This window comes from Pseudoalteromonas sp. SCSIO 43201 (assembly GCF_023716725.1).
Taxonomy (GTDB): Bacteria; Pseudomonadota; Gammaproteobacteria; order Enterobacterales; family Alteromonadaceae; genus Pseudoalteromonas; species Pseudoalteromonas peptidolytica.
Genome location: NZ_CP072683.1, coordinates 3,460,111 through 3,482,963, shown reverse-complemented (window position 1 = coordinate 3,482,963; position 22,853 = coordinate 3,460,111). Strand labels below are relative to the sequence as shown.

The 22,853-nt window shown below is 42.0% G+C and carries 16 protein-coding genes; 11 read left to right on the top strand and 5 right to left on the bottom strand.

Going from position 1 to position 22,853, the window contains the following annotated elements; all coding sequences use genetic code 11:
* The first annotated feature begins 23 nt into the window (after nucleotides 1-23).
* The 3 genes from radC (at nucleotide 24) to rpmG (ending at nucleotide 1,537) form a co-directional block, all read left to right on the top strand.
* Nucleotides 24-698 carry a RadC family protein gene (gene radC, locus J8Z24_RS15140; RefSeq protein WP_125251127.1) on the top strand — a complete coding sequence of 225 codons (675 nt, stop codon included), beginning with the start codon at nucleotides 24-26 and terminating at the stop codon, nucleotides 696-698.
* 434 nt (nucleotides 699-1,132) lie between these two features.
* Nucleotides 1,133-1,369, top strand: a complete 237-nt coding sequence (rpmB, locus tag J8Z24_RS15135) for a 50S ribosomal protein L28 (protein ID WP_099643122.1) — start codon at nucleotides 1,133-1,135, stop codon at nucleotides 1,367-1,369.
* A gap of 12 nt (nucleotides 1,370-1,381) precedes the next feature.
* The gene (gene rpmG, locus J8Z24_RS15130; protein ID WP_010364212.1) at nucleotides 1,382-1,537 is read left to right on the top strand and encodes a 50S ribosomal protein L33; all 156 of its coding nucleotides are present in this window, start codon (nucleotides 1,382-1,384) and stop codon (nucleotides 1,535-1,537) included.
* A gap of 109 nt (nucleotides 1,538-1,646) precedes the next feature.
* Here the strand turns inward: rpmG and J8Z24_RS15125 are convergent, their stop codons facing one another.
* Nucleotides 1,647-3,623 (bottom strand): winged helix-turn-helix domain-containing protein, encoded by a 1,977-nt coding sequence (locus J8Z24_RS15125; RefSeq protein ID WP_252094935.1) that lies wholly within the window; start codon nucleotides 3,621-3,623, stop codon nucleotides 1,647-1,649.
* Between the two features lie 134 nt (nucleotides 3,624-3,757).
* Between J8Z24_RS15125 and J8Z24_RS15120 the strand changes: the two genes are divergently transcribed.
* On the top strand, nucleotides 3,758-5,584 hold the full coding sequence (locus J8Z24_RS15120) for an alpha/beta hydrolase (protein WP_147389057.1): 1,827 nt from the start codon (nucleotides 3,758-3,760) through the stop codon (nucleotides 5,582-5,584).
* A 446-nt stretch (nucleotides 5,585-6,030) separates the two neighbouring features.
* Here the strand turns inward: J8Z24_RS15120 and J8Z24_RS15115 are convergent, their stop codons facing one another.
* Nucleotides 6,031-8,091, bottom strand: coding sequence for a S9 family peptidase (locus tag J8Z24_RS15115; RefSeq protein ID WP_176033158.1), 2,061 nt, complete (start codon nucleotides 8,089-8,091; stop codon nucleotides 6,031-6,033).
* A gap of 136 nt (nucleotides 8,092-8,227) precedes the next feature.
* On the opposite strand from J8Z24_RS15115, the gene J8Z24_RS15110 reads away from it, so the two are divergent.
* Nucleotides 8,228-8,743 carry a hypothetical protein gene (locus tag J8Z24_RS15110; protein WP_128731572.1) on the top strand — a complete coding sequence of 172 codons (516 nt, stop codon included), beginning with the start codon at nucleotides 8,228-8,230 and terminating at the stop codon, nucleotides 8,741-8,743.
* Between the two features lie 2 nt (nucleotides 8,744-8,745).
* On the top strand, nucleotides 8,746-8,949 hold the full coding sequence (locus J8Z24_RS15105; protein WP_128726032.1) for a helix-turn-helix domain-containing protein: 204 nt from the start codon (nucleotides 8,746-8,748) through the stop codon (nucleotides 8,947-8,949).
* Nucleotides 8,950-9,104: 155 nt separating this feature from the next.
* Here J8Z24_RS15105 and gorA read toward each other — a convergent pair whose 3' ends face one another.
* Nucleotides 9,105-10,463 (bottom strand): glutathione-disulfide reductase, encoded by a 1,359-nt coding sequence (gene gorA / locus J8Z24_RS15100; protein WP_147389053.1) that lies wholly within the window; start codon nucleotides 10,461-10,463, stop codon nucleotides 9,105-9,107.
* A gap of 177 nt (nucleotides 10,464-10,640) precedes the next feature.
* On the opposite strand from gorA, the gene prlC reads away from it, so the two are divergent.
* The 4 genes from prlC (at nucleotide 10,641) to J8Z24_RS15080 (ending at nucleotide 16,868) form a co-directional block, all read left to right on the top strand.
* Nucleotides 10,641-12,680 carry an oligopeptidase A gene (gene prlC, locus J8Z24_RS15095; RefSeq protein WP_252094934.1) on the top strand — a complete coding sequence of 680 codons (2,040 nt, stop codon included), beginning with the start codon at nucleotides 10,641-10,643 and terminating at the stop codon, nucleotides 12,678-12,680.
* Nucleotides 12,681-12,804: 124 nt separating this feature from the next.
* Nucleotides 12,805-13,956: a response regulator gene (locus J8Z24_RS15090; RefSeq protein ID WP_252094933.1), complete on the top strand. Its 1,152-nt coding sequence runs from the start codon at nucleotides 12,805-12,807 to the stop codon at nucleotides 13,954-13,956.
* 77 nt (nucleotides 13,957-14,033) lie between these two features.
* Nucleotides 14,034-14,789, top strand: a complete 756-nt coding sequence (locus J8Z24_RS15085; RefSeq protein ID WP_252095642.1) for a class I SAM-dependent methyltransferase — start codon at nucleotides 14,034-14,036, stop codon at nucleotides 14,787-14,789.
* 159 nt (nucleotides 14,790-14,948) lie between these two features.
* A complete protein-coding gene (locus tag J8Z24_RS15080) occupies nucleotides 14,949-16,868 on the top strand; it encodes a methyl-accepting chemotaxis protein (RefSeq protein WP_252094932.1) in 1,920 nt (639 codons plus the stop codon).
* Between the two features lie 420 nt (nucleotides 16,869-17,288).
* Here J8Z24_RS15080 and J8Z24_RS15075 read toward each other — a convergent pair whose 3' ends face one another.
* Nucleotides 17,289-19,433, bottom strand: coding sequence for a S8 family peptidase (locus J8Z24_RS15075; protein ID WP_128730708.1), 2,145 nt, complete (start codon nucleotides 19,431-19,433; stop codon nucleotides 17,289-17,291).
* A gap of 632 nt (nucleotides 19,434-20,065) precedes the next feature.
* On the opposite strand from J8Z24_RS15075, the gene J8Z24_RS15070 reads away from it, so the two are divergent.
* On the top strand, nucleotides 20,066-21,253 hold the full coding sequence (locus J8Z24_RS15070) for a BaiN/RdsA family NAD(P)/FAD-dependent oxidoreductase (protein ID WP_252094931.1): 1,188 nt from the start codon (nucleotides 20,066-20,068) through the stop codon (nucleotides 21,251-21,253).
* A 174-nt stretch (nucleotides 21,254-21,427) separates the two neighbouring features.
* On the opposite strand, the gene J8Z24_RS15065 is transcribed toward J8Z24_RS15070, so the two are convergent.
* Nucleotides 21,428-22,852 carry an FAD-dependent oxidoreductase gene (locus J8Z24_RS15065; protein WP_252094930.1) on the bottom strand — a complete coding sequence of 475 codons (1,425 nt, stop codon included), beginning with the start codon at nucleotides 22,850-22,852 and terminating at the stop codon, nucleotides 21,428-21,430.
* Nucleotide 22,853: the final 1 nt, after the last annotated feature.

Sequence of the window (22,853 nt, the reverse complement as noted above, 5' to 3'; positions counted from 1 at the left end):
ATCTACTAGATAAGGGACATATCATGCAAATATCCGCTTTACCAAAGTCGGCTAGACCGAGAGAAAAACTGATTAAATATGGCGCACAAGCGCTCAGTGATGCTGAGCTGTTGGCTATCTTCTTGCGCACCGGTATTCAAGGGTTGAACGCTATTGAGTTGGCTGAGTCCTTATTAGAACAACAGCAAACACTTCAATGTCTATTTAACGCATCGTTGGAAGAGTTTTCTGCGTTAAAAGGGTTAGGTGTTGCAAAATATACCCAGTTACAAGCCGTGTTAGAGTTGAGTCGTCGCTATTTGAGAGAAGAATGTCAACGAGATACGGTGTTTCACAATCCCAGCGCGGTGCGCGAATACTTAACTGCTCAGCTGCGAGGACTTGGGCATGAAGTCTTTATGGTGCTTTATCTAGATAATCAGAATCGTTTAATAAAAGATGAAGTGTTATTTCATGGCACAATAAATAGCGCATCGGTGTATCCAAGGGAGGTTGTTAAAGCTGCGCTTAAGCACCATGCCGCATCGGTTATTTTTGCCCATAACCACCCATCAGGAGTGGCTGAACCAAGCGAGGCCGACAAACTTATTACCAACAAGCTGCAAAAAGGTCTGGGGCTAGTTGATATCAATGTGCTGGATCACTTAATTGTTGCAGGCAATCATTGTATTTCTTTTGCTGAACGAGGGCTTGTATAGGCAATGATATGACTTTGTTGTTGCGGGCATAAAATTTCAGGGGTTTTAGTGTTGTTTGGACTTTGCTCCTCAACTTTAACGCAGGTGTTGTAGAAATAAGTACAAAGTGGATGGCTAAGAGTGAAAATCAAACAACAAAAATAAATAGCTAGAAATGAGGAAAATAAGAATTTTGCTCGTTAAATCAGCATATTTGTATAAATTTTATAAATTAGTTCAATTTAAATGCAGTTTTTACTTTCCTCAAGGGCTTCGGATCATTATAATTGGCCGCTATCAAATTTACCCATGAGCTGATTTCAGTAGGATCAGATCCTTGATCTCTGCCTGTAGATACTGTATAAAGAGCGCCCTTTGATTTTACCTAGGGCACGCAGTTAAAAGGCCTTTAAGGGAAAATTAAGCTCGAGCGAAGTTATTGGAGATACATAGACATGTCTAAAGTCTGTCAAGTTACAGGTAAGCGCCCAGTGGTTGGTAACCACCGTTCGCACGCGCGCAACGCTACTAAGCGTCGCTTCCTACCTAACCTACAAACACACCGTTTTTGGGTTGAAAGCGAAAAGCGTTTCGTTTCTCTACGCACTACTACTAAAGGTATGCGTATTATCGATAAAAAAGGCATCGACGCGGTACTAGCAGATATCCGTGCTCGCGGCGAAAAAATTTAAGGAGCTTAAATCATGCGTGATAAGATCCGTTTAGTTTCTACAGCTGGTACTGGTTATTTCTACACTACCGACAAGAACAAGCGTAACATGCCTGAAAAAATGGAGATCAAAAAGTTCGACCCTAAGGTTCGTAAACACGTGATCTTCAAAGAAGCGAAAATCAAGTAATTCGTTTCAAGAATCAATAAAAACCCAGCCTCGGCTGGGTTTTTTGTTTTCAGCCAAACAATCCTTTGTTTAGTTGTTTAGTTGTTTAGTTGTTTAGTTGTTTAGTTGTTTAGTTGTTTAGTGATAGCCGCCAAAGCTCGCCGCTGGGCTGGTTTAGCTGTGCAAAAACAATATCCCCATTTGCTAACACATCAAATTGACCAATGAAGCTTGAGGGCAGCGCTAGGTATTGTTTTTCTTGTTGAGTGTTGAGATCAAACTGCCAAATATGGTTATCTTTTTCATAGTATAATGCATTGCCTCTTGGCCGCCAGTTTAACCAATTTCTAATCGCCACATCAGGAACAATAAGAGACTCTAGGCCTTCCTGTAGCTGCCAAATACCTGGTTGGCTAAACTTGGTGAAATAAATAGCATCACCATGTGCATAGCCACTGTATCCTCCCTTTGTGGTGAGCTGTTGGTGTTTGTCTGTATTTAAGTTGACTGACCATAATTGCCAACTACCTGAGCGTTCACTGCTGTAGATTATCTCATCATCATGTTTGCCATAGTTAGCGACGTAAGCTTTTAATTCGTCACTGATAACTTCAGTTACATGCTGTGATTTGGTATCAAATTGATAAATTGCATCTCGATACTCAAAGAGAACTTTTGAAGCATCATGATTAAGTGTAAAGCGTTGAAAATTAAAAGCATGTGGCAGTGGCGTAGCGACATTGGTTTGTGTGCTTGTATCGACAGACCATAAAGCTGAATCAGCACCATGATCAGAGATGTACCATACTTGTTGTGAGTGGTTTGCACGGGGCAGGCGGTTAAGTGCTTGGTTATTAACGACAGGCGTTATGGTGTTTTCTGATATATCAAAGAGTTTAACTGCACTCGTGAGCTTATATTGATTAAACAGCAGAGTATTATTGCTATTTAACAGAGTAATACTCTCTATAGGGGCTGTGAGTTTGTGTACCAATGTCACCGCTTTATTACCAACATTAGCACTGTAGATACTATTTGCATCAGTAAAGTACACTAATTTGCCATCAGCTGACCATGTTATCGATGACAAATGGTGAGGGAGCGCAATAGTTTGCTCAACAGTCATCTCTGGATAGCGATAAATCGTTAATCGGTGTTTATCTTCACCAAGGTACGTTGCAACACTAAGTTTGTCCTTTGCTTGAGACAAACTAAAAAGGTGGTCGCCTTTCAGGTTTCCTGTTGCTGGAGGGAGTGTAAGCTGGGTATGCCTACGAGTGTTGAGGTCAAAGCGGTAAAGTCCATAGCCACTGTGTATGTTAGTGCGCTTACGATAGATAAGCTCTTGATGGTTTCTACCCCAACTGAGTTTTATATTTTCTATTACTTGGCAGGGGAATAGTGTCTGTGTTTTTTGTGCTGTTATATCTAGTTGTTTAACTGAACAGTTTTGTTCATCATCAATATAGGCAATGTATTTTGCATCTTGGCTCAGTGTTTGCGCTCTCAAATTACCACTCAATAACTGAATGTTTGTGCCATTGCGGTTGAGCCAAAGCTCCGAGTATGGTGGAGAAATTGGATGCAGATAGCTAAAGCTCTTTGATAATGGTGCGCCACTTAATTGTAATTCAATACCATTTTGACTAGTCAACTTGTGTGGAACGAGAGGCGAGACGTTTGGTTGTGCTTGAAAAAAGTAAGCTACGAATAGCGCTATACAAATACTAAATATGAATGTAGCCGCTATTAACGTAATATTTTTGCGGCTCGAAACCGTAGGAGTTACATCTTTGTGTAACTGCGTAACCGCAGGTACGAGCCGATATCCAAGTGTTGGAATGGTTTCAATATATTCATTTTGTCCATCTAACTTATTGATATGTTGACGTAATGTAGAGACCGCTTTATTTACGGCGCTTTCTGTAACAATACGCCCCAGCCATACTTTTTCTATTAATGTATCGCGGGAGACAACATCACCACCGCCTTCAATTAAGGTGAGTAGTAATGAATAAGGTTTAGGCTCAAGCCTGATAGTATTCGTGCTATTTGTCAGCGTACGATTAACAGTATCAAACTGAATTGCTGCAAACTCATAGCGCATCTCTTTTTATCCCCTTGATTTTATTATTTATATTTTATGGTAATGAATTCGTCATGACGATTTCATATTAAATCGTCGCGCTTTATCCCGTGGTAGTTAGAGTACAGGAAAACGATAAAATAGGAATGACCAACATGACAAGTAACCTTTTTTTACCACGGGTGTTAAGCCTTACGCTAGCTGCATTACTTGTTGGATGTGGCGGTAGCAATCACATTAATGATGAAGCGCCAGTGAGTAATGGTAATGATTCAAAGATGGTTGGTGGTTTTGAACAACATGAAGTAAATGAGCGCTTCTACTATATGAAGCCAGTAGAAAACACCAATAAAGCGTATAAGTTACTATTTGCTTTTCACGGCTCTGGAGGGAACAGTCAAGGTATGGCTGCGATGACCAAGCTGCATGAACAAAGTGATGACTACTTAGTGGTTTATCCAAAATCAAAAAATGAAGAGTGGAATGAAGGCTGCCGTTGTAATAAAGCAGATCGCTTAGGTGTGGATGATCTTGGTTTTGTAGATGACATGATTGCTGAACTTAAAGCCAAATATCAGCTAATTGATGGCGAAATTTATGCCACTGGTTTTTCTCAAGGCGGGCTCTTTGTACAAAACTTATTATGTAATCGCTCTGAGGTCTTTAATGCAATCGTGACCGTTGGAGCACCCATGTCATATCAGCTAGGTGATAGCTGTAGTTTTGATACACCTACACATTATCGTATTATGCATGGCAAGGCGGATACAGTGTTGCCATACACCGGCAGAAGTCATGCTAATTTTGGTCTACTCTCATCACCACAAGCGATCAAGATCATAGGTAACTTGAACTATGACTCAGCACTTTCTACAGATAAAAAAGTAGAGCAAGGCGTCACGTTAACTTATTATCCAAACCGTGCTATTCAAACGGAGCTTATCAGTGTTGATGGAGCTGGTCACAGCTGGAACCTTTCGCCAATAAACACAACTCAATCAATCATGGAGTTTTTTGAAAAAGCTAGTAAGCATCCGCTTCCACAAGGTTCTGATCTTATTGCTATTAATGAAGACTACTACCATGTGCGGAATGTAACACCGCAAACAGACAAGCCAACCGTGGTGATGCTGTCAGGAGCCAATTTACACTTTCATAGTGATAGCGCATGGTTTGCACTGCTACAACCTTACTTATCAACACAGTTTAATGTGTATGTGATTGATAGGCTTGGGCAAGGGCTTAGTAGTAACACCAGCGCACCGTCAATGCAAAAGTTTGCAACGGATCTTCCAGTGCTATTTGAGAAGCTTGATTTGAGCAATGTGCATTTGGTGAGTTTTGCTAATAGCAACTCTGTACCGCTTATTGCTATGCAACAGTCGGAAGACTTCAAACAAAAGATTGCCAGTATGTTGTGGATGGATCCGGACATTTTATTACCGCACTCAATTGCACAGTATCAGGGTTACCCTGTTGATATTTATCGCGAGTGGGGTCAGCATTTGATAGACCACGTGAGTGCAGGAAAGTGGCAGGAAAAAATGAATGGCAAAATAGCTGAGGAGCAGGCGCATGTAGAGTCTTTGCTAGAAGAAAGTGAGTTTGCCCAGCATATGGATTGGGATTACTTCAATCAAATCATGCAAACACGTTATAGTATTGAGGCTCAACTTATCCGAGTAAATGAAATGATGAACTATCATGACGATCTGGAGTTAGTGAGAAACTGGCAACCAGATAGCAGTATTCCAATTACCGTGATCGATAGTGAGTTTGAACAGTTAGATATTGAAAAAGCAGAAACAGAAGAAGCCAGAGCGGGTTTGATTAAGTGGGAAGCCGAAGGTCGAAAATGGTCTCAAGAAGTCGCGGAAATAAGCGGAGGGCAATATTTGCCAATAACCTCTACAGAGCACTTGATCCCGCTCACTCACCCTGAGCTTATTACGCAAGCACTGATCGAGCTGTCTAACCGATAACATCTGACATAGCGCCCAGCGCTAATCCATACTAGTTGACGTTCATCGTCACTTCCCCCCAAGCCCAAATATCCTTATTTGGGCTTTTTTAGTTGAGTGCGTACGAAATGGTGCTGACGATTAAATAGTGTCATTTTTGATTGCTTATAATATAAAAAGGGCTGGTTCATTATAGCCCCCAGTTTAGATTGTAAGCTTTTATATAGTTATCCGTGCGTTACTTCAAGAGACACTAATCTTATGTAACTTGAACTCGGGGTCATAAGTGAGTTAATCAACCAAATTACCTAATAAGCTCAACAGGTGTAATATCACGCTAGCCAGAAGTTGTTTTTTAATATCAGGCAACTTGTGCGTCAATAGCTGGTCTATTACAAAAAAATTTAAGGCAGTAGTAAGGGATAACAACTGCAAGAAAACAAGTTATTATCCCGAGTTCACGGTATTTAGAGGGTGCTAACATCTACCGTCAATGTGGCTAGATGGTTGACTAAATCAGGATCATCGCTGTCAGACTTTGTTCCACCTAAATGTTTTGCGAAAAAGCGTTCCATGGCGATGATAGAAGCCAGTTTATTGTTGTGTTGAATAAAACCATGCCCTTCATTTTTCGCTAAGATGTATTCAACAGGCAATTGAGCGTTGAATAATGCTTTAGCAATTAATTCAGACTGTTCCTGTGGCACTCTTGGATCATTTGCTCCTTGAATTAACATAATTGGCGCTTTAATGTTGTCGATAAAGTTGATGGGAGAGCGTGCAGCCATGTCCTTTCTATCAGCCTCAATTGCCGGATCACCAATCGCAGCGTAGAAGTTGCCTAAATATGGTCTATATGCCTCAGGGAATGACGCCATAAATACATTAAGATCAGAAGGCCCTACATATGAAATAACGGCTTTATATAAATCTGGTGTAAACGTCGCTCCCGCTAATGCAGCAAAGCCACCATACGACCCTCCCATAATACCAACACGATTTTTATCTGTGATGCCTTGAGCAATAAGATAATGCACGCCATCAGTAATATCTTGCTGCATTGAACCTATGCCCCACTGTTTGTTACCTGCGCTAGTAAAATGTTTACCAAACCCTGTTGAGCCCCTGAAATTAGGCTGTAGAACGGCATAACCTCTGTTGGCAAAGTAATGTGCAATAGGAACAAAGTAACCACTGCTAAATTCCCATTTATCTCTAACCCAAGGGCCGCCATGTGGCAATACAATTGTGGGAAGTGTGGTGTTAGCATATTTAGGCAATGTTAGATATGCTTGGATTTTTGTGCCATCTGTTGCGGTATAGTTTATTGACTGTCTTGTACCTAGCTGCTCAGGGTCAAACGAAGGTTCTGGATTTAGCAGGCCAATAAGCTGATCAGTATTTGGGTTAAATACAAATTGTTCGTCTGGCTTATTGGCATACTTTGCGGTGATATGCCAATGTCCAGTTTTACCTTCTATTTGTTCAACGTGTATGTCTGCGTCTGCTCCGAAATGTGAAGTAATACGAGATAGTATAGATGCTGCACTTTCAGTGAGCGGGTAGTTTCTTAGCCTCGAATCATAATATGCCGCGATAAGAGGTTGCCCATCATCTTGTAAAATAACATGGTATAAATCTGAGTTATTGAGCGGATCACGATGTAGCGTGTGTAATATATTTGTACCGAGATCAAGCTCAATAAGTTCTTGCTTATCTCGCCCTTGGATGCTGCCTGACAGTACTGCGGTATGCTTTGGTTCGTTATAGCCAATAACTTCAACTTGTTCACCAGGTTGTGTGCGCAAAACCTGTTGCCATGATTGCTCTTCTTTTTTGTATAAAGTCATAGAACTATCATTGTTTAAAACGACACCCACCATAATTTCTCCGGCGCGATTTAATATCGCCTTGCTAAACTTCAGCTCATTGGGATCGATCAGCGTCATAGTGTGGGTTTTTGTGTCTAGCTGGTACAGGCTGTATGTATCACTTTGTAGCAGGTTTGCAAATACAGCCAGCTTGTTTGAATTATCGTGGAGCTGTTTTGCAAGAATGTAATTTACATCTTCTTTGTTCGTTAGGTTTGTAATTATTATACTATTTTTAAGATTATTAGGATTGAACTGAAGCGTGAAGATTTGTTTGTTTTCATTGCCCTCGTGATCTTTGCTAAATATGATCTCATTCGTATGGTGAGACCATACGAAATTATCTACAGAATCTGTTAGGTTGGTGATTGGTTTAGCATCAGAGAGATCCCCCCCTTTGCGTACTAGATGAATATTATTCGCACCATTGTGCGGTTGAAGAAATGCAATCCATTCACCATCAGGTGATAGCGATACACTTTCCATTGTTTGCTCACTAAATAGATCTTTTAACGCGATTAACTGAGTTTGCGTTTGAGCAACGGTATGTATGGTTTTTTGTGTAAATGAACCAACTTGACAACCACTTAGGGATAGCCCTGCAAGGACAAGTGAGCTGATAATTGTCGTTTTTACTCTTATTAAATTGTATTTCATATTGGCTACTCCATTTTTTCTAAAATTATCATTACATGATTTTTAATTATTGTAAAACAATAATTCATTGTTGTTTTTTGATGTTTTTTTTCTGTGTGGTATAGTACGCCCTGAGCATGAGAAATGAGGAGCTGACATGTCTATCACTTTGGATATGATTCAAAGAAGAAGTAAATTTATCCGCGTGGGAGTACTATCTACTACAGCGATAGTACTGATATTTCTGGCCTACGAGTTGGTATTCAATCATCGTGTCAGTTACTATGACAATGCTCTGTTTGATGAGTTATGGCAGTCTGATAAGGTTAATAATGTTGCTCTGTTTCTAGCTACGACTCCAATATTGTTCCTTGCATTGGCGGGGGTCCATTTCATTACTCGATTGCTAAAGTATTTTGAGCAAGGACACTTTTTTACTCGAGAGTGTTTGTCTTGCTTTATCTATTTCATCATTACTGAAGTGTTGTCGATATTTTTCGTCAGTGCACTGAGCGTTATCTTTGCATACTGGCATGATGCTTACTTTGAGCACACAACCCTTGTCCTGTCATTACAATTTGGTGAGTTGGTTACGCTTAGTATTTTAGCGACGGTTGCTTATCTGCTGCGCGCAGCGCAAGAGATCAGTGATGAAAACAAGGAGTTTATTTAGCGATGGAAATTGTTGTGAACTTAGATGTGGTCATGGCCATGAGAAAGGTCTCATCCAAAGAGCTAGCAAAAGAAATCGGCATCACAGAAGCGAACTTATCGCTGTTAAAGCGCGGTAAAGTCAAAGGCGTTAGGTTTGAAACACTGGCCCAAATTTGCAATTATTTGGACTGCCAACCGGGCGATATTCTAGAGTTTAAACCTTAATCTGTTTATGTGTTTGCATTCGCTGTCTTGAATACCGACATGCTAAGTGTATCTATCTAAATGGGTAAATAAATAAGAGACCTAGCTTAAACAAAAAACGCGAGTTACTGGTTAACTCGCGTTGATTATTTAGCCTTAATGATTAAATTATGCGGTTACCTCATAGTAACAAACTCCTCGGAGCCGGTTGGGTGTATCGCGACTACCGAGTCAAAGTCTGCTTTGGTTGCGCCCATTTTCATGGCAACGGCGAAGCCTTGGATCATTTCATCTACCGCAAAACCGATACCATGTAGGCCAACAATTTTCTCTTCTTTACCCGCACACACAAGTTTCATACGACATGGCTGGCGATGCTGAGTAACCGCCGTGTACATCGCAGCAAAGGTAGAGGTATAAACCTTGATATTGTCTTTGCCGTATTTCTCTTCGGCTTCTGGCTCGGTTAGACCAATGGTACCAATTGGCGGGTGGCTAAAGACGACGGTAGGGACTAAGTCGTAGTCCATTTTGGCATTTGGCAATTCAGGATTAAATAGGCGCTCAGCGAGCATTCTTCCCGCTTTTACGGCAACAGGAGTCAGCTCTATTCCACCATCCATAATATCGCCTAAGGCATAAATACCTTTAGCTGTGGTGTTTTGCCACTCATCAACTTTAATATGGCCACTAGGTGTTGTTTCTACATCTGTTGCGGCAAGATTGATAAGATCAGTCATGGGCTCACGACCAATCGCCCAGATCAGTGTGTCTACGGTATATGATTCACCATTTTCAAGGTGTAAGGTGACTGAGCCATCTTCTTCTTTGGTGACAGATTTTGGTGTTGCGTGGGTATGTAGTGTAGGCCCTTCTTTTTCCATTACCTCAGTTAATGTTTCAACTAAGATGGGATCAAAGTTACGCAGTGGAGCGTGCTTACGAACAAATAAGTGTGTTTCAGTGCCTAAGCTATGTAATACACCTGCAAGCTCTACTGCAATATAACCTGCGCCAACAACCGCAACGCGACGAGGCTGCTCTTTAAGCTCAAAAAAACCATTAGAATCGATGCCATGCTCAGCACCTGGAATATTTGGAATGGTTGGGCGGCCGCCTACGGTGATATTGATATGGTCAGCAGTATATTGCTCGCCGTTGACTTCAATAGTGCGGTTATCGACGAATTTAGCAAAGCCATTGATCACGGTAACGCCATTTTTGGCAAGGTAGTTGTTATAACCTTGGTGGATCCGACCAATGTAGGCTTCTCGGCTTTCGACAAGTTTTGCCCAATCAAAATTCTTTAGTTCAACATCAAAACCATAATCTGGAGCGTATAACTTAATTGCTTCTGCAACTTGAGCACCATGCCACATCGCTTTTTTTGGTACACAGCCCACGTTTACGCAAGTGCCGCCTAAATGTTTTGCCTCTATTAGTGCAACTTTAGCACCTCGCATCGCTGCTCTGTTTGCAGATGCTATTCCGCCGCTACCACCGCCGATTGCGATATAGTCAAAATGTTGAGCCATAAAAATTCCTCGCCAATTATTTATTTTGCTTAAATCCTACTACTTTATATTAAGTAAATAGAAAAAGTGCACAACTGTAGACCGATATTAAGCAAAAATCTGTTCAGATACTTGTAAATGCGGCCTAACACCCTTATTTCAACCTTAATATTAGATTAGAAGATAAAGAGCGTGCCCATGAGTAACCCATTAATCGGGCTAGAAGGATTGCCCCCTTTTTCGAAAATTAAGCCTGAGCACATTGTTGAAGCATTAAAGGCTGCAATTGCGCATTGCCGTGAGACCATTGATGTTATTTTAACGCAGCAAAACATCACTTGGGATAACTTTGTTGTACCTTTAGAAGAGGCTGACGATAAACTCAATCGCGTGTGGTCGCCAATTTCACATATGCACTCGGTGGTTAATTCAGAAGCGTTACGTAAAGCCTATGATGAATGCTTGCCTTTAATTTCTGAATATTCAACCTATGCAGGACAGCACCAAGGGCTATATAAAGCTTATGCGGCATTAAAAGAGTCTGAGGAGTTTGAGCGCCTGACTACAGCGCAGAAGACAACCATAGATAATGCCCTGCGCGATTTCCAGTTATCAGGTATTGCATTGGGATCACAACAACAAAAACGTTATGGTGAAATTGTTGCGCGGTTGTCAGAGTTGGCTTCAAAATTTGGAAATAATGTCATGGATGCAACGCAAGCATGGCATAAGCAAGTGACAGACAAGGCGCTGCTAACTGGTTTGCCTGAGTCCGCACTTGCGCTTGCAGCACATACTGGCGAAGCAAAAGGATTGGAAGGTTGGGTATTCACCTTAGATATTCCTTCTTATTTGCCAATAATGACATATGCAGATAACCAAGCGCTTCGTGAAGAAGCTTATCGTGCGTTTGTAACACGCGCCTCGGATCAAGGGCCAAATGCTGGCGAGTTTGATAACTCAGCGATTATGCACGAGGCGTTAACGCTTCGACATGAACTTGCTCAATTGCTTGGCTTTGCTAACTTTGCAGAAAAGTCACTGGCGACAAAAATGGCAGATAGTCCAGCTCAAGTATTTGAATTTTTGAATGACTTGGCCGTCAAATCAAAACCTCAGGCAGAGCAAGATGTTGCCGAATTACGCCATTTCGTTCACCAAGAGTATGGCATTAGTGAATTACAGCCATGGGATTATGCGTACTATAGCGAAAAGTTAAAACAAGCGAAGTACGCCATTTCTGATGAAGCATTACGACCGTACTTCCCTGAAGCAAAAGTGCTTTCAGGGCTATTCGAGACGGTTAACCGACTGTTTGGTATTCACGTAACGGAAGTTGAAGGCGTTGATGTTTATCATCCGGACGTACGTTTTTTTGAAATATACGATGCCCAAGATCAACTACGTGGTCAGTTTTACCTAGATCTCTATGCCAGAGAGCATAAGCGTGGTGGAGCGTGGATGGATGACTGCATGGGTCGTAAGCGACGTGCAAACGGTGAATTACAGATCCCTGTTGCTTATTTGGTATGTAACTTTAATAAAGCGGTGGGTGATAAACCTGCACTATTTACCCACAACGAAGTCACGACTTTATTCCATGAGTTTGGTCATGGTATTCACCACATGCTAACCCAGATAGATACGGCACCAGTAGCAGGTATTAATGGTGTGGCATGGGATGCGGTTGAGTTACCTAGTCAGTTTTTAGAAAACTGGTGTTATGAGGAAGAGGCGCTAAACTTTATTTCAGGTCATTATGATACGGGTGAGCCATTACCAAAAGAGATGCTTGATAAGTTATTGGCAGCTAAAAACTTTCAGTCTGCTATGCAGATGTTACGTCAATTAGAGTTCTCATTGTTTGACTTTCATATTCACGCAGACTTCGAGCCAAACAAGCGATGTCAGATCCAAGCTACTCTTGATGCTGTGCGTGCGCGAACGGCAGTGGTAAAAGCGCCAGACTTTAACCGCTTCCAGCATAGCTTTAGCCATATTTTCGCTGGTGGTTATAGCGCAGGTTACTATTCATACAAGTGGGCTGAAGTACTCTCTGCGGATGCGTTTTCTAAATTCGAAGAAGAAGGTATTTTTAACCCCAGCACTGGCCGTGAGTTTATGCAGCACATATTGGAAAAAGGGGGTTCTGAATCCCCTATGGTGTTGTTTACTCGTTTTCGAGGTCGGGCACCTACTGTCGATGCACTGCTGCGTCACAGTGGTATTGCAGCGTAACAATATTTCCATTCTAGGCGCCTTCATTTGAAGGCGTTTTTTTGCAATCAAAGTAAGACATTTGGCTAGCAAATTCACTATCTCTGACTATTCTATAAAGATATGAATTAATAGGGAAAGCCACATGACTAAACTGGTTCTTGCCATTGACGATGATAAATTGGTCCACCACATCGTGGATGAAGCATTATCACGTACCTGCAAAATTTTACATGCTAAAAATGGTGAGGAAGGCTTACGACTGGCAAATAAATACCGCCCGGACATTATTTTGTTAGACGTTGAAATGCCTGGAATGTCAGGATTTGAAGTCTGTGAGCAGCTCAAAAAGCAAAGCGAAACTGCAGATATTCCAGTAATGTTTTTATCTTCGAGAACAGATATATCGGAGCGGATGCGTGGTTATAATGCAGGGGCTGCGGACTATATCGTCAAGCCTTTTAATGCAGAAGAATTACTCGCCCGTATTAATGTCCTTGATGACTACAGAAAAACGTCTTCAAAATTAAAGCAGGATGTGCAACGAGCTCAAACAACTGCTGAAATTGCCATGACAGACTCAGGCGACATGGGGCGCATTATGCGTTATGTTGGCCAGTCTTATCATGCCCATGACTTGAGCACTCTAAGCAGCTATTTCTTAGAGTTTTTTATTCCCATGGAACTGGATGTTGCAGTCGCTTTTTGGTATCGCCAAAGCGCTACGTTTTACTCCAGCGAAGGAGTGATCCAGCCAATAGAACAAGAGCTGTTTGAAAAGCATAAAAATGGCAGTCGGTTTGTCGATTTTGGCCGTCGAACAATTATAAATTATCCAAAAGTTTCTCTGTTAATCAAAAATATGCCGGTCGATGACGCTGGGGTGTATGGCCGTTACAAAGATCTCTTTCCTCATATTTTGGAAGCGACAGATGCCAAAATAAAAGATATGGAGGTGAGTGAAGATGCGCTCACGAAAGTCGAGCATATTGGTCAAGTATTTGCCGAGTTGAGCGATCACCTTAGCGGCGTGGGTAATCACTACAGTGGTAAAGTGGCTGAGTTTCAATCATTGATTCAAAGCGAACAGCTCGCCGCTTTACAGCCACAGGAACGCGAGCGCTTACAAGAGCTTTATAAACACTTTACCTACCTAAGCGATGAACTCACCATTATCAAGTATAAGTTGGGTGAAGTTACTGAAATGCGCCAACAGCTTATTGAAAGCCTAAATAAAATTGCGAAACCCTGGGATGAAGGGGAGGTTGCATCGCAGGTAGATATTGAATTGTTTTGAACGCTTGTGGGATATTCAAAGACAGTATTGTGGGAAAAGCGTATACTGCTCGGGTTGATAACCCTTGGGAGTTAAGCTTGTATATTCATACCCCATTCGAAGAGAACAGACCCTACCTAGATACGCTTACAAAGCTATTTGACCTTCCAACTCTTGGTCTGGATGAGTCAACGTTTCAACTGCATTATGATGAATTAGGCTTACAGCTGGTAAAAAAAGATGAGCCCAAGCTTGGTGCTATCCGCGTTGATTTTGTTACCGGCGCTGTTGCACATAGGCGTAAATTTGGTGGTGGCAAAGGGCAGGCTATTGCTAAAGCTGTAGGGTTGAATAAAGGTGTAGTCCCAACTGTACTAGACGCAACAGCGGGGCTTGGGCGTGATGCCTTTGTACTGGCTTCAATGGGTTGTAAGGTAGTACTACATGAACGAAACCCCATAGTTGCGGCGCTATTATATGATGGATTGCAACGTGCCTATCAGGATGGCGAAATTGGCGAGTGGGTGCAAGCGAGTATGAGGTTAGAGTTTGGCTCTAGCCATGCGCTATTGGAACAGGCTGATTGGCGCCCTGATGTAGTATATCTTGATCCTATGTTTCCACATCGTGACAAGTCGGCACAGGTAAAAAAAGAAATGCGAGTGTTTCAAGACTTGGTCGGTAACGATCTTGATGCTGATGCGTTACTACCATTTGCGTTGCAATTAGCAAGCAAGCGAGTTGTAGTTAAACGGCCTGATTATGCTGGCTTTTTAGATAATAAAACACCAAGTATGCAGATTAAGACTAAAAAAAATCGCTTTGACGTTTATGTTAACGCAGCAATGAAATAATCATAAAATAGTTTGTTTTTTAATCGGTAGGTGTCTGGATGGATATACGTAAAAAGTATGGTTTTGCGTATTTGTATACAAAATGGTTCCAGATTTAATTAAGTTGTCATAAATCCTTAATACTCTTGCAGGGCATGTTTATAGAGGGGTTGTGATTATATGCGCGTATCTACTTTTACTCGGTTGCTAGCAATACTGTTGACGACTGCGAGTATTTTACTTGGCGCTAGCCTATTGTGGGCAAGCAAAGTACTAACCGAACTTGATGTTCAAGGTGCGGCATATAATCAGGTTAAAAACACCGTGATTATTGAGCTTGAAGGGACGATAGAGGATTACTTGAGTGCGGGTGATAGCCAATATTTAAGTAAGGCTGATGCGCAAATCAATACACTCCAACAAGATGTCAATAACCTACCTGAAGCGCTAAGTGCGCAGATAAGACAAAAGTTACAGCAATTACAGCAAGACATCTCTGAAAAGTACCGGGCACTTGGCAAGCTATCCGGCAACGAGCTAGCACTATTAGATAACGCCTTAAGGCAGATGTCAGGCTCGGCATCCAGCCTGGTAAAATATGCGATTAAAGCGCAAGAAAGCGATCTAAAATCGGCCTACTTTGAACTTGCCTCTGATTACTTTAGTGAAGTCTCCAATCTCAGTCTATATACCTATCAGTTAGTGATGTCTTATGAGCCGCAAACAGAGCAGAGTTTAATGGCAAGTTTACGTCGACTAACAGATATTGCACAGCAAATTGAGCAACTTGAAAATTTAGGCGTGATGAGTGAGGTAGATGAAGACGAGTTATTTTTGGGGGCCGAAGCCGAAGACCTAGCACTTGAAATTAAAGCTGAGCTTGTAAGTTGGCCAAAACGTTATGGCCGAGATCTTAACAACACGCTACAGCAATCTAAAGAGCGTCAAGCAGGTATGTTGGCATTACGTGGCGATATTAAATCAATCTCAGAAAATATCTTACAAGCTGAAGCACAGCTGATTGCTGATCAGGCTGCGGTAAAAGCCAACGTATTTATGCTATTTGGTGGTGCAATTGGTTTACTCGTGATACTGGCAGGTACTGTATACCTTGTTCAATTTAAACAAGTCCTTACACCATTAAGGCAACTACGAGATGGCTTTGCGCAACTGATAGAGAGTAATGAACTCAGTAATATTAAAAGTAAGAATCAAGATACTGAAATTGGCGAAATAGCGAGCTACTTCAACCAATTAATCGATAGACAGCGAGCAGAGGCTGATGAACGTTCAGCAATGCTTGGCGTTATTAATACTTTTATGGAAGAAATGAATACCAACTTGGCGAAAATATCGACTCAAGCAGGAGGGACTTTTGAGCAAGTGGAGCAAAACCAAGCGCAACTCGATTCAGTGAGGCAATTAGGTGCAGAGGCCAATCACATTAATGCACAAGTTGCTGATAACGCAAATAATACATTTGAGGCGATGACACAAAGCGTGGCTTATGCTGAATCGATGCTGAGTGCGTCATCGACTACACAAAAGCGCGTTGAACAAGGCTTAGAGAGTTTGAATGAGTTGCTAACTGGCGTGTCTGATGTCAGTAAAGTCATTGATATGATTAGCTCAATTGCAGAACAAACCAACTTGCTAGCGCTTAATGCTGCTATTGAATCTGCTCGTGCAGGAGAGCATGGACGTGGATTTGCGGTAGTTGCGGATGAAGTGCGCAAGCTTGCTCAACAAACACAAGCTTCATTAACGGATATTCATCAGCAACTCAACGTCCTTAGCGATAACTCGAATAAAGTTTCTACCCAAATTTCAGCACTAGCCGATGAGGCGCAGCAACAAACTAACCATGCTCAAGAATTAAAGCGAAATTCAGAAGGTGTGGCGCACAGTGCGCAAAGTGCCAATCAAGTGGCGGCGCATGCGATGGATCTTGCTAACCAACAATCTGATTTATTAGACACTTTCGGTAAGGCTATGGATAACATGAAAGGCCAAGTTAATAGCTCTCATGAGCAAGTACAGCAAATCCAACAAAGCTTAAAAGAAAAGATGCAGGAAATTCGCAGTACCTTAGGATTGTAACAGGTAGATTGTGCTAACTCATTGTTGTTAAAGCAGAGCTTGATTCTTCACCTTGTCTAGCCAGAAGTGATCTCTTGATACAAGGCAAGTCTGTGTATCAATAACTGGCGATTGGAAGTGAATTCAACGCAGTTAGCGCTAAAACTGGCTGCTAGAAAGGTATTATACCAATTTGACTTAATACTTGCTCAATTTGAAGGAGTAAATCTGACGCTAACAGCGTTAAAAATTTCTCATTTAGAGCAACTAAATAGCAAAATTTTTGCCTAGTTATCGACAAGATTTTCTCGCCTCAAAATAGACCACTTAATTAAGCAAATTGGTATTAATTATCCGCAGTCCGGGTTACTCATTAAAAAAGGCCGAGTACGGCCTTTGCATGGGGGAAGAAGGCTCATCTTGAGCCTACTGAATGTTTCTTTATGGTTTGTACTGTGCGTCTAGTGTTAAACCTGAGAAGGTACGATAAGCATTAATGCTTAAGTGCCACGTACCAGCTTGTGGGTTGGTGATAACACACGTTTCAGTATTTCCACTTTCATATGGACGGCAGTCATAGCTTGTCGTGGTTGGGCGAGCGCCAAACTTAACAAACAAGTCAGCATCGCCTGAACCGCCAAACGTTTTTACAGTAAAATCGCTCATGCCTTCTGGTACTTCAATTGTGTAGTGTACCCATTGGCCGCTTGATGCTGATACATCTTCGATAGTACCACCACCGGCTTGCGGAGTGCCTGTGCTTGAACCTGAGGTAGTCGCGACTAAGCTAACACCTGAATAGGCTTGATAGCCGTTGATCATTACATGATAAGTTCCAGCCTGTGGGGCATCAAAACTACAGGTTTCTGCATTGCCACTTTCATAAGGGCGACAATCATAACTTGCTGTAGTTGGCTGACTTCCTAACTTCACATAGAGATCTGCATCACCTGTGCCACCGCTCATTGTGAAAGTCACATTAGTTTTGTCTGCTGGTACCTCGAAAGTGAAGTATTGGCTACTGCTTGCGCTTCCGCTCAATCCTGTTTTTGCTACACCATCTTCAAGCACATTGCTTGTTGGTGGTGTTACATCGCCACCTAGTGCTTCGTTAACTGCTGCTGCTGCATCCACAACACCGGTTCCACAGTTTGAGCAGCTACCAGCAAAGTTACGCGTGGTATTTTTCAAGATTGCTTCTACTTCATCTGGAGTCGCAGAAGGCTTTGCTTGTTTGATCAGTGCGGCAACACCTGCTACGTGCGGCGCAGCCATTGAGGTACCTTGTGAGTAATGATAGCTGTCTGCAGAAGGTGCACCAGAGCCTGAGTTATGCGTAGATAAGATACCTTCAGGGTCGTTGGCAAAACTTTGCGCACCACCAGGTGCTGCGACATCAATGTTTGTACCATAGTTAGAGTAGTAAGCACGACCACCATCTCGGCCGACTGACGCTACGTTTACCACGCCGTTACAGTTACCAGGGTTATAGTTAGCTGAATTATCGTTGTCGTTACCTGCTGCAATGACAATCACAGTACCATTATTACGGGCTTGGTTGATTGCGTTTTGTGTTGTTGCACTACAAGCGCCACCACCACCTAGACTCATGTTAATCACGTCAGCTGGGTTTGCATTTGCTGGAATTCCAGACACTGAACCGCCAGAAGCCCAAATAATACCGTCAGCGATGTCTGAGGTTAAACCACCACATTTACCAAGCACACGAACAGGTACTACCTTTGCGTCGTAAGCAACACCGGCAACACCTTCGCCGTTATTTGATACTGCAGCAACAGTCCCCGCTACGTGCGTGCCGTGCCAGCTTGAGTCTTGATCGGCACGAGGAACTGGCTGACCTGTAGAATCGGTACCACATTCACCACGTGTTACTGCATCACCTGGATCGCGAGCATCGTTGTCACGAGCACCGCCATCATTCGCAACAAACGTGTCTGAGATCATGTCATAGCCCGGCAAAATATTTGCGTCTAAGTCAAGGTGCGGTCGGTAACCTGTATCAAGCACCGCGACTACAACCCCTTGTCCTGTCGCTTTATCCCAAGCCGCTGGAGCATTGATCCCCGCAGCAGCTTCAAAATAATGCCATTGGTCGCTATAACGAGGGTCGTTAGGTGTTGCAAATGGTTTCAACATCTGATCGATTTCAATATATTCAACGTTGCCAGACGCCATAACTTCACTCATAAATACCTGTGCTTCTTTAGCTGATAGCTTTTTGTCTGCACGCATTACATGGTGGTTACTCAATGCCATAGGACGGACATAGTGAGCTTTGGCACTCGCTTTGTTACTTTTAAAACCTTTTACAAAGCTTTCTGCACGTTGTTGCATTTTTGTTGGTTGCAGATCCTCCGCTGCAAGTCCCATCATTTGTGAACTAGCATCTTTATATTTAATAATAAATTGAGTGCCAAGTGTGTTCTGAGATGAGAGCTTCTGTGCGGTAGCTGCAAGTGCTGTATCGTTTTGAATAGCTGGTGCTGCGGTAGCTGCTGATGCGCTAAATAGCGCAGCGACAGCAACGCTAAGTGTTGCGCGCTTAAAGTTTTTATTGATTGTCATAATGTTTCCCTAGTTTCTAACTTGTTGTTCAGCTGTTAACAAAAAGCTGATGTTCAGTGAAATTAAACGCCTATCTAAAAAAAAGAAAGCGCTGTTTTGTTATTTGCACTAATTATTTAGTTATATATAGATGGATAAATGGCTATAAAAAATTCTTAGCGTGTTGTTTTTAGTGCTTATTTTTCATTTTTATGTGAGTGTGAATAAATTTCAGTTACATTGTAAATGAGTGTAAACGGAAGGGTTGTTTTAACTAAATGTGCCTTATGAAGGGACTGAAATTGATTATTTTTAGTTTTAAAGTATGGTTTTTTTGGCAATATTAAGTCTCTTATTCGTAATCACAGCACTGCGACATGGACTTTTTTAGGTACATTATTAACATTGAACAAATTGCAACCAAGTGGTGCTCATCCATACTGTGCTTGTTGTGTGGATCTCGGTATAATTTGTTTTTGGTTAAACGTTTACTTTGTGCGTTAAGTGTTAGCAGGAAGTAGTGATACCATGTTGACTTAATATCTGCTCCAGTTAGGGGAGTTGTTTTGGCGCTACAACTGACTGCTAGAAAGGTATTAATTAAAAGAGTAGGTATAAGCTGCAAGGTTTTAAAAATAGGGTTGAGTGAAGTTATGCAACAAACAGATGTAGTTGTGATCGGTGCTGGTGCTGCGGGGTTAATGTGCGCTGCGCAGGCTGGATATCGAGGGCGACAAGTTGCTGTGGTTGATATGGGTAAGAAGCCAGGCCGCAAGATTTTGATAAGTGGCGGTGGCCGGTGTAATTTTACTAATGAGAATGCCTCTCCAGCCAATTATCTGTGTAAAAACCCACACTTTGTAAAATCATGTCTGAGTCGCTATACCCAACATGACTTTATTGAGTTGGTAGACCGTCATGGTCTTGCATATCATCATAAAACACTTGGGCAGTTGTTTTGCGATAATAGCGCACAAGACATCGTTGATATCCTGCTTACTGAGTGTGATTGGGCGGGCGTTTCACTCCATTTACGTCAAGAAGTCATTGCGGTTGAGCATCAAGCCGACGGCCGCTATGTAGTCAAAACCACAACACAAACCTTTAATTGTGAGTCGGTGGTGGTCGCAGCAGGTGGCTTAACAATGCCAAAACTGGGTGCAACTCCTATCGGCTATAAAATAGCGGAACAATTTGGTCTAGCTGTGTTGCCCACTATGGCTGCTCTCGTACCTTTTACACTTCACGATCACGATAAAGCACGTTTTGATGGTCTCTCTGGGATCAGTATTGATAGCGTAGTGACCAGTGAAAGCGGTGTTCAGTTTAGAGAGAATATTCTCTTTACTCACAGAGGACTATCTGGCCCAGCAATTTTGCAGATCAGCTCATTTTGGCGTGCCGGGGAGTTTGTGAGTATTAACCTATTTCCTGATTTAGACGTCCAAGCACTGCTTCATGAGTGGCGTAGTGAACAAGGTCAAAAGCACTTAAAAAATCTGCTCTCGACCATCTTACCGAAGCGCTTTATAGAAGCGCTGATCAGCGATGGCAGCATTGTGGACAAAAATGCAAACCAACTCAGCCATACAGAAATTGAAACCTTAACTAGAACCCTAACCAGCTGGAAAATCAAACCAAATGGCACCGAAGGCTATCGCACAGCAGAAGTCACACTTGGTGGTGTCGATACTGACGAACTCAGCTCCAAAACCTTCGAAGCTAAAAAACAAAAGGGTCTGTACTTTATCGGCGAAGTCACCGATGTTACTGGTTGGCTCGGAGGATATAATTTTCAATATGCGTGGAGCTGTGGCTGGGCGTGTGGACAAGCGGTTTAATTGTTTTGAGCTAGGTAATCTACAGTGATGAGATGTCGGCCTTGTCGATAGCAAGATTAATCGCGTTGTTATCGACAAGGTTTTGTTGCCTTAAATAGCACCAGTCATTGTGCAAATTGGCTAATACTTTTCTTTTAACTCACCAATCAAATTACTGTGCTAGTAAGTATTTGATTAAAGATTATACTTTTCTTTGACCCTCAATAGGCTGCTTTCAAAGTGCTTTTTGTTTTTCTTTTTATTGATCATAAACTTTGTAAACCCAAATAGTTGACGGTGTAGAGGGTACCACTTATCAAAGTTTGCATGGAATTGGTCAATGACTTTTAATGGAAGTTTGTCCATCAGAGTATAAAAGTTATAGAGCAATTGAGTCATGGCAACAAATGGGAAGGCTTCTGCGTTAGCCTTTTTCAAGGCAACATGATCTATGCTCAATAGTGGCGTGTCTTTAATCTTGTCTTGAAAGAAAACATGTGGAAGAAAGTAACCAGAGCTAAAAAGCAGAGGGTTATCACTGTTGTTAATTGAGATAACATTGCCGCATTGAGAGTGGTATTGCTCCGACTGCACGTCAGAGTTGAGGAGATACCCAGTACAATTAATGATCCAAGCGCCAGATTCAATAGGCTGTGTTTCGCCACTTCTAAAACACAATTGCGTTTCGTCACCATTGTCTTTTATGTCATCTAAGTAGTCTCTTACTATCGTTTTACAGCCTTGAGTAACAATATCTAGCTCACTTTGAGACAATAAACCAAGTAGAAATTGCTGGGCATCTTTGTGCGGTGAGAGAGCATATTTGGATTTTACAAATTGGGTGACTTCTGCCTCATTATCGCCGTTGAAGAGGGTTGCACACTGCGTCATCATATCTAGGCTAGTTGTCCCTTTCCAATATTTATCCAAACCCGGCGGAAACATGATGTCTCTATTTAGGAAGTAGGTTCCTTTACCGATAATAAGGTGAATGGGTAACTGTGGGTTTGCTTGTAATAAATAATGGGCAGTATCCATTGCCGTCTTACCACCACCAACAATATAGATTGGTTTATTACTATCTATAATGTGCTGTTGATTTTGTGGTATTTGTTCAGGCGTAATTGAATGTACTTTGTCACTAGAAAAGGCTAATACTTGGCTTGGCTCAATGCCAAATCCAACACTTTTTATTAATTTTTTGGTATGGATTTGTCGTGTTGTTTCTTTTGAGGCTAAGCGAACTTGTACGATGCCATCATCTTGTGAGTCATGACTAAGGTAGCTATGCTGCATTAAGGGAATAACAGTCAAATGCCGTTCTACTTCGCTTACACAGCGCTTAAAGTGGGCTAAGATCTCATGTCTGTCAGCTAAATAGGACTCGTGTCGATCTAAACTCCACTTCATATTACCTATCGTAAATTGTTTGTAGGGCTGATGTAACCTTACATAATCGTAGGTGTCATTCCACATACCGCCAATAGATTCTCGCTTATCTACGAGTGCCACAGTCGCGTTTTTTGGTAAGTACTGCTTAGCTGCATACAGTGCATTTAATCCTGCAAGCCCTGCGCCTACAATACAGAGATCCACATTTTCTATGTTGTCTACAATCATT

Coding starts and splice junctions, on each gene's coding strand:
- radC (WP_125251127.1), top strand. CDS start 24: ATGCAAATATCCGCTTTACCAAAGTCGGCTAGACCGAGAGAAAAACTG.
- rpmB (WP_099643122.1), top strand. CDS start 1,133: ATGTCTAAAGTCTGTCAAGTTACAGGTAAGCGCCCAGTGGTTGGTAAC.
- rpmG (WP_010364212.1), top strand. CDS start 1,382: ATGCGTGATAAGATCCGTTTAGTTTCTACAGCTGGTACTGGTTATTTC.
- J8Z24_RS15125 (WP_252094935.1), bottom strand. CDS start 3,623: ATGCGCTATGAGTTTGCAGCAATTCAGTTTGATACTGTTAATCGTACG.
- J8Z24_RS15120 (WP_147389057.1), top strand. CDS start 3,758: ATGACAAGTAACCTTTTTTTACCACGGGTGTTAAGCCTTACGCTAGCT.
- J8Z24_RS15115 (WP_176033158.1), bottom strand. CDS start 8,091: ATGAAATACAATTTAATAAGAGTAAAAACGACAATTATCAGCTCACTT.
- J8Z24_RS15110 (WP_128731572.1), top strand. CDS start 8,228: ATGTCTATCACTTTGGATATGATTCAAAGAAGAAGTAAATTTATCCGC.
- J8Z24_RS15105 (WP_128726032.1), top strand. CDS start 8,746: ATGGAAATTGTTGTGAACTTAGATGTGGTCATGGCCATGAGAAAGGTC.
- gorA (WP_147389053.1), bottom strand. CDS start 10,463: ATGGCTCAACATTTTGACTATATCGCAATCGGCGGTGGTAGCGGCGGA.
- prlC (WP_252094934.1), top strand. CDS start 10,641: ATGAGTAACCCATTAATCGGGCTAGAAGGATTGCCCCCTTTTTCGAAA.
- J8Z24_RS15090 (WP_252094933.1), top strand. CDS start 12,805: ATGACTAAACTGGTTCTTGCCATTGACGATGATAAATTGGTCCACCAC.
- J8Z24_RS15080 (WP_252094932.1), top strand. CDS start 14,949: ATGCGCGTATCTACTTTTACTCGGTTGCTAGCAATACTGTTGACGACT.
- J8Z24_RS15075 (WP_128730708.1), bottom strand. CDS start 19,433: ATGACAATCAATAAAAACTTTAAGCGCGCAACACTTAGCGTTGCTGTC.
- J8Z24_RS15070 (WP_252094931.1), top strand. CDS start 20,066: ATGCAACAAACAGATGTAGTTGTGATCGGTGCTGGTGCTGCGGGGTTA.
- J8Z24_RS15065 (WP_252094930.1), bottom strand. CDS start 22,852: ATGATTGTAGACAACATAGAAAATGTGGATCTCTGTATTGTAGGCGCA.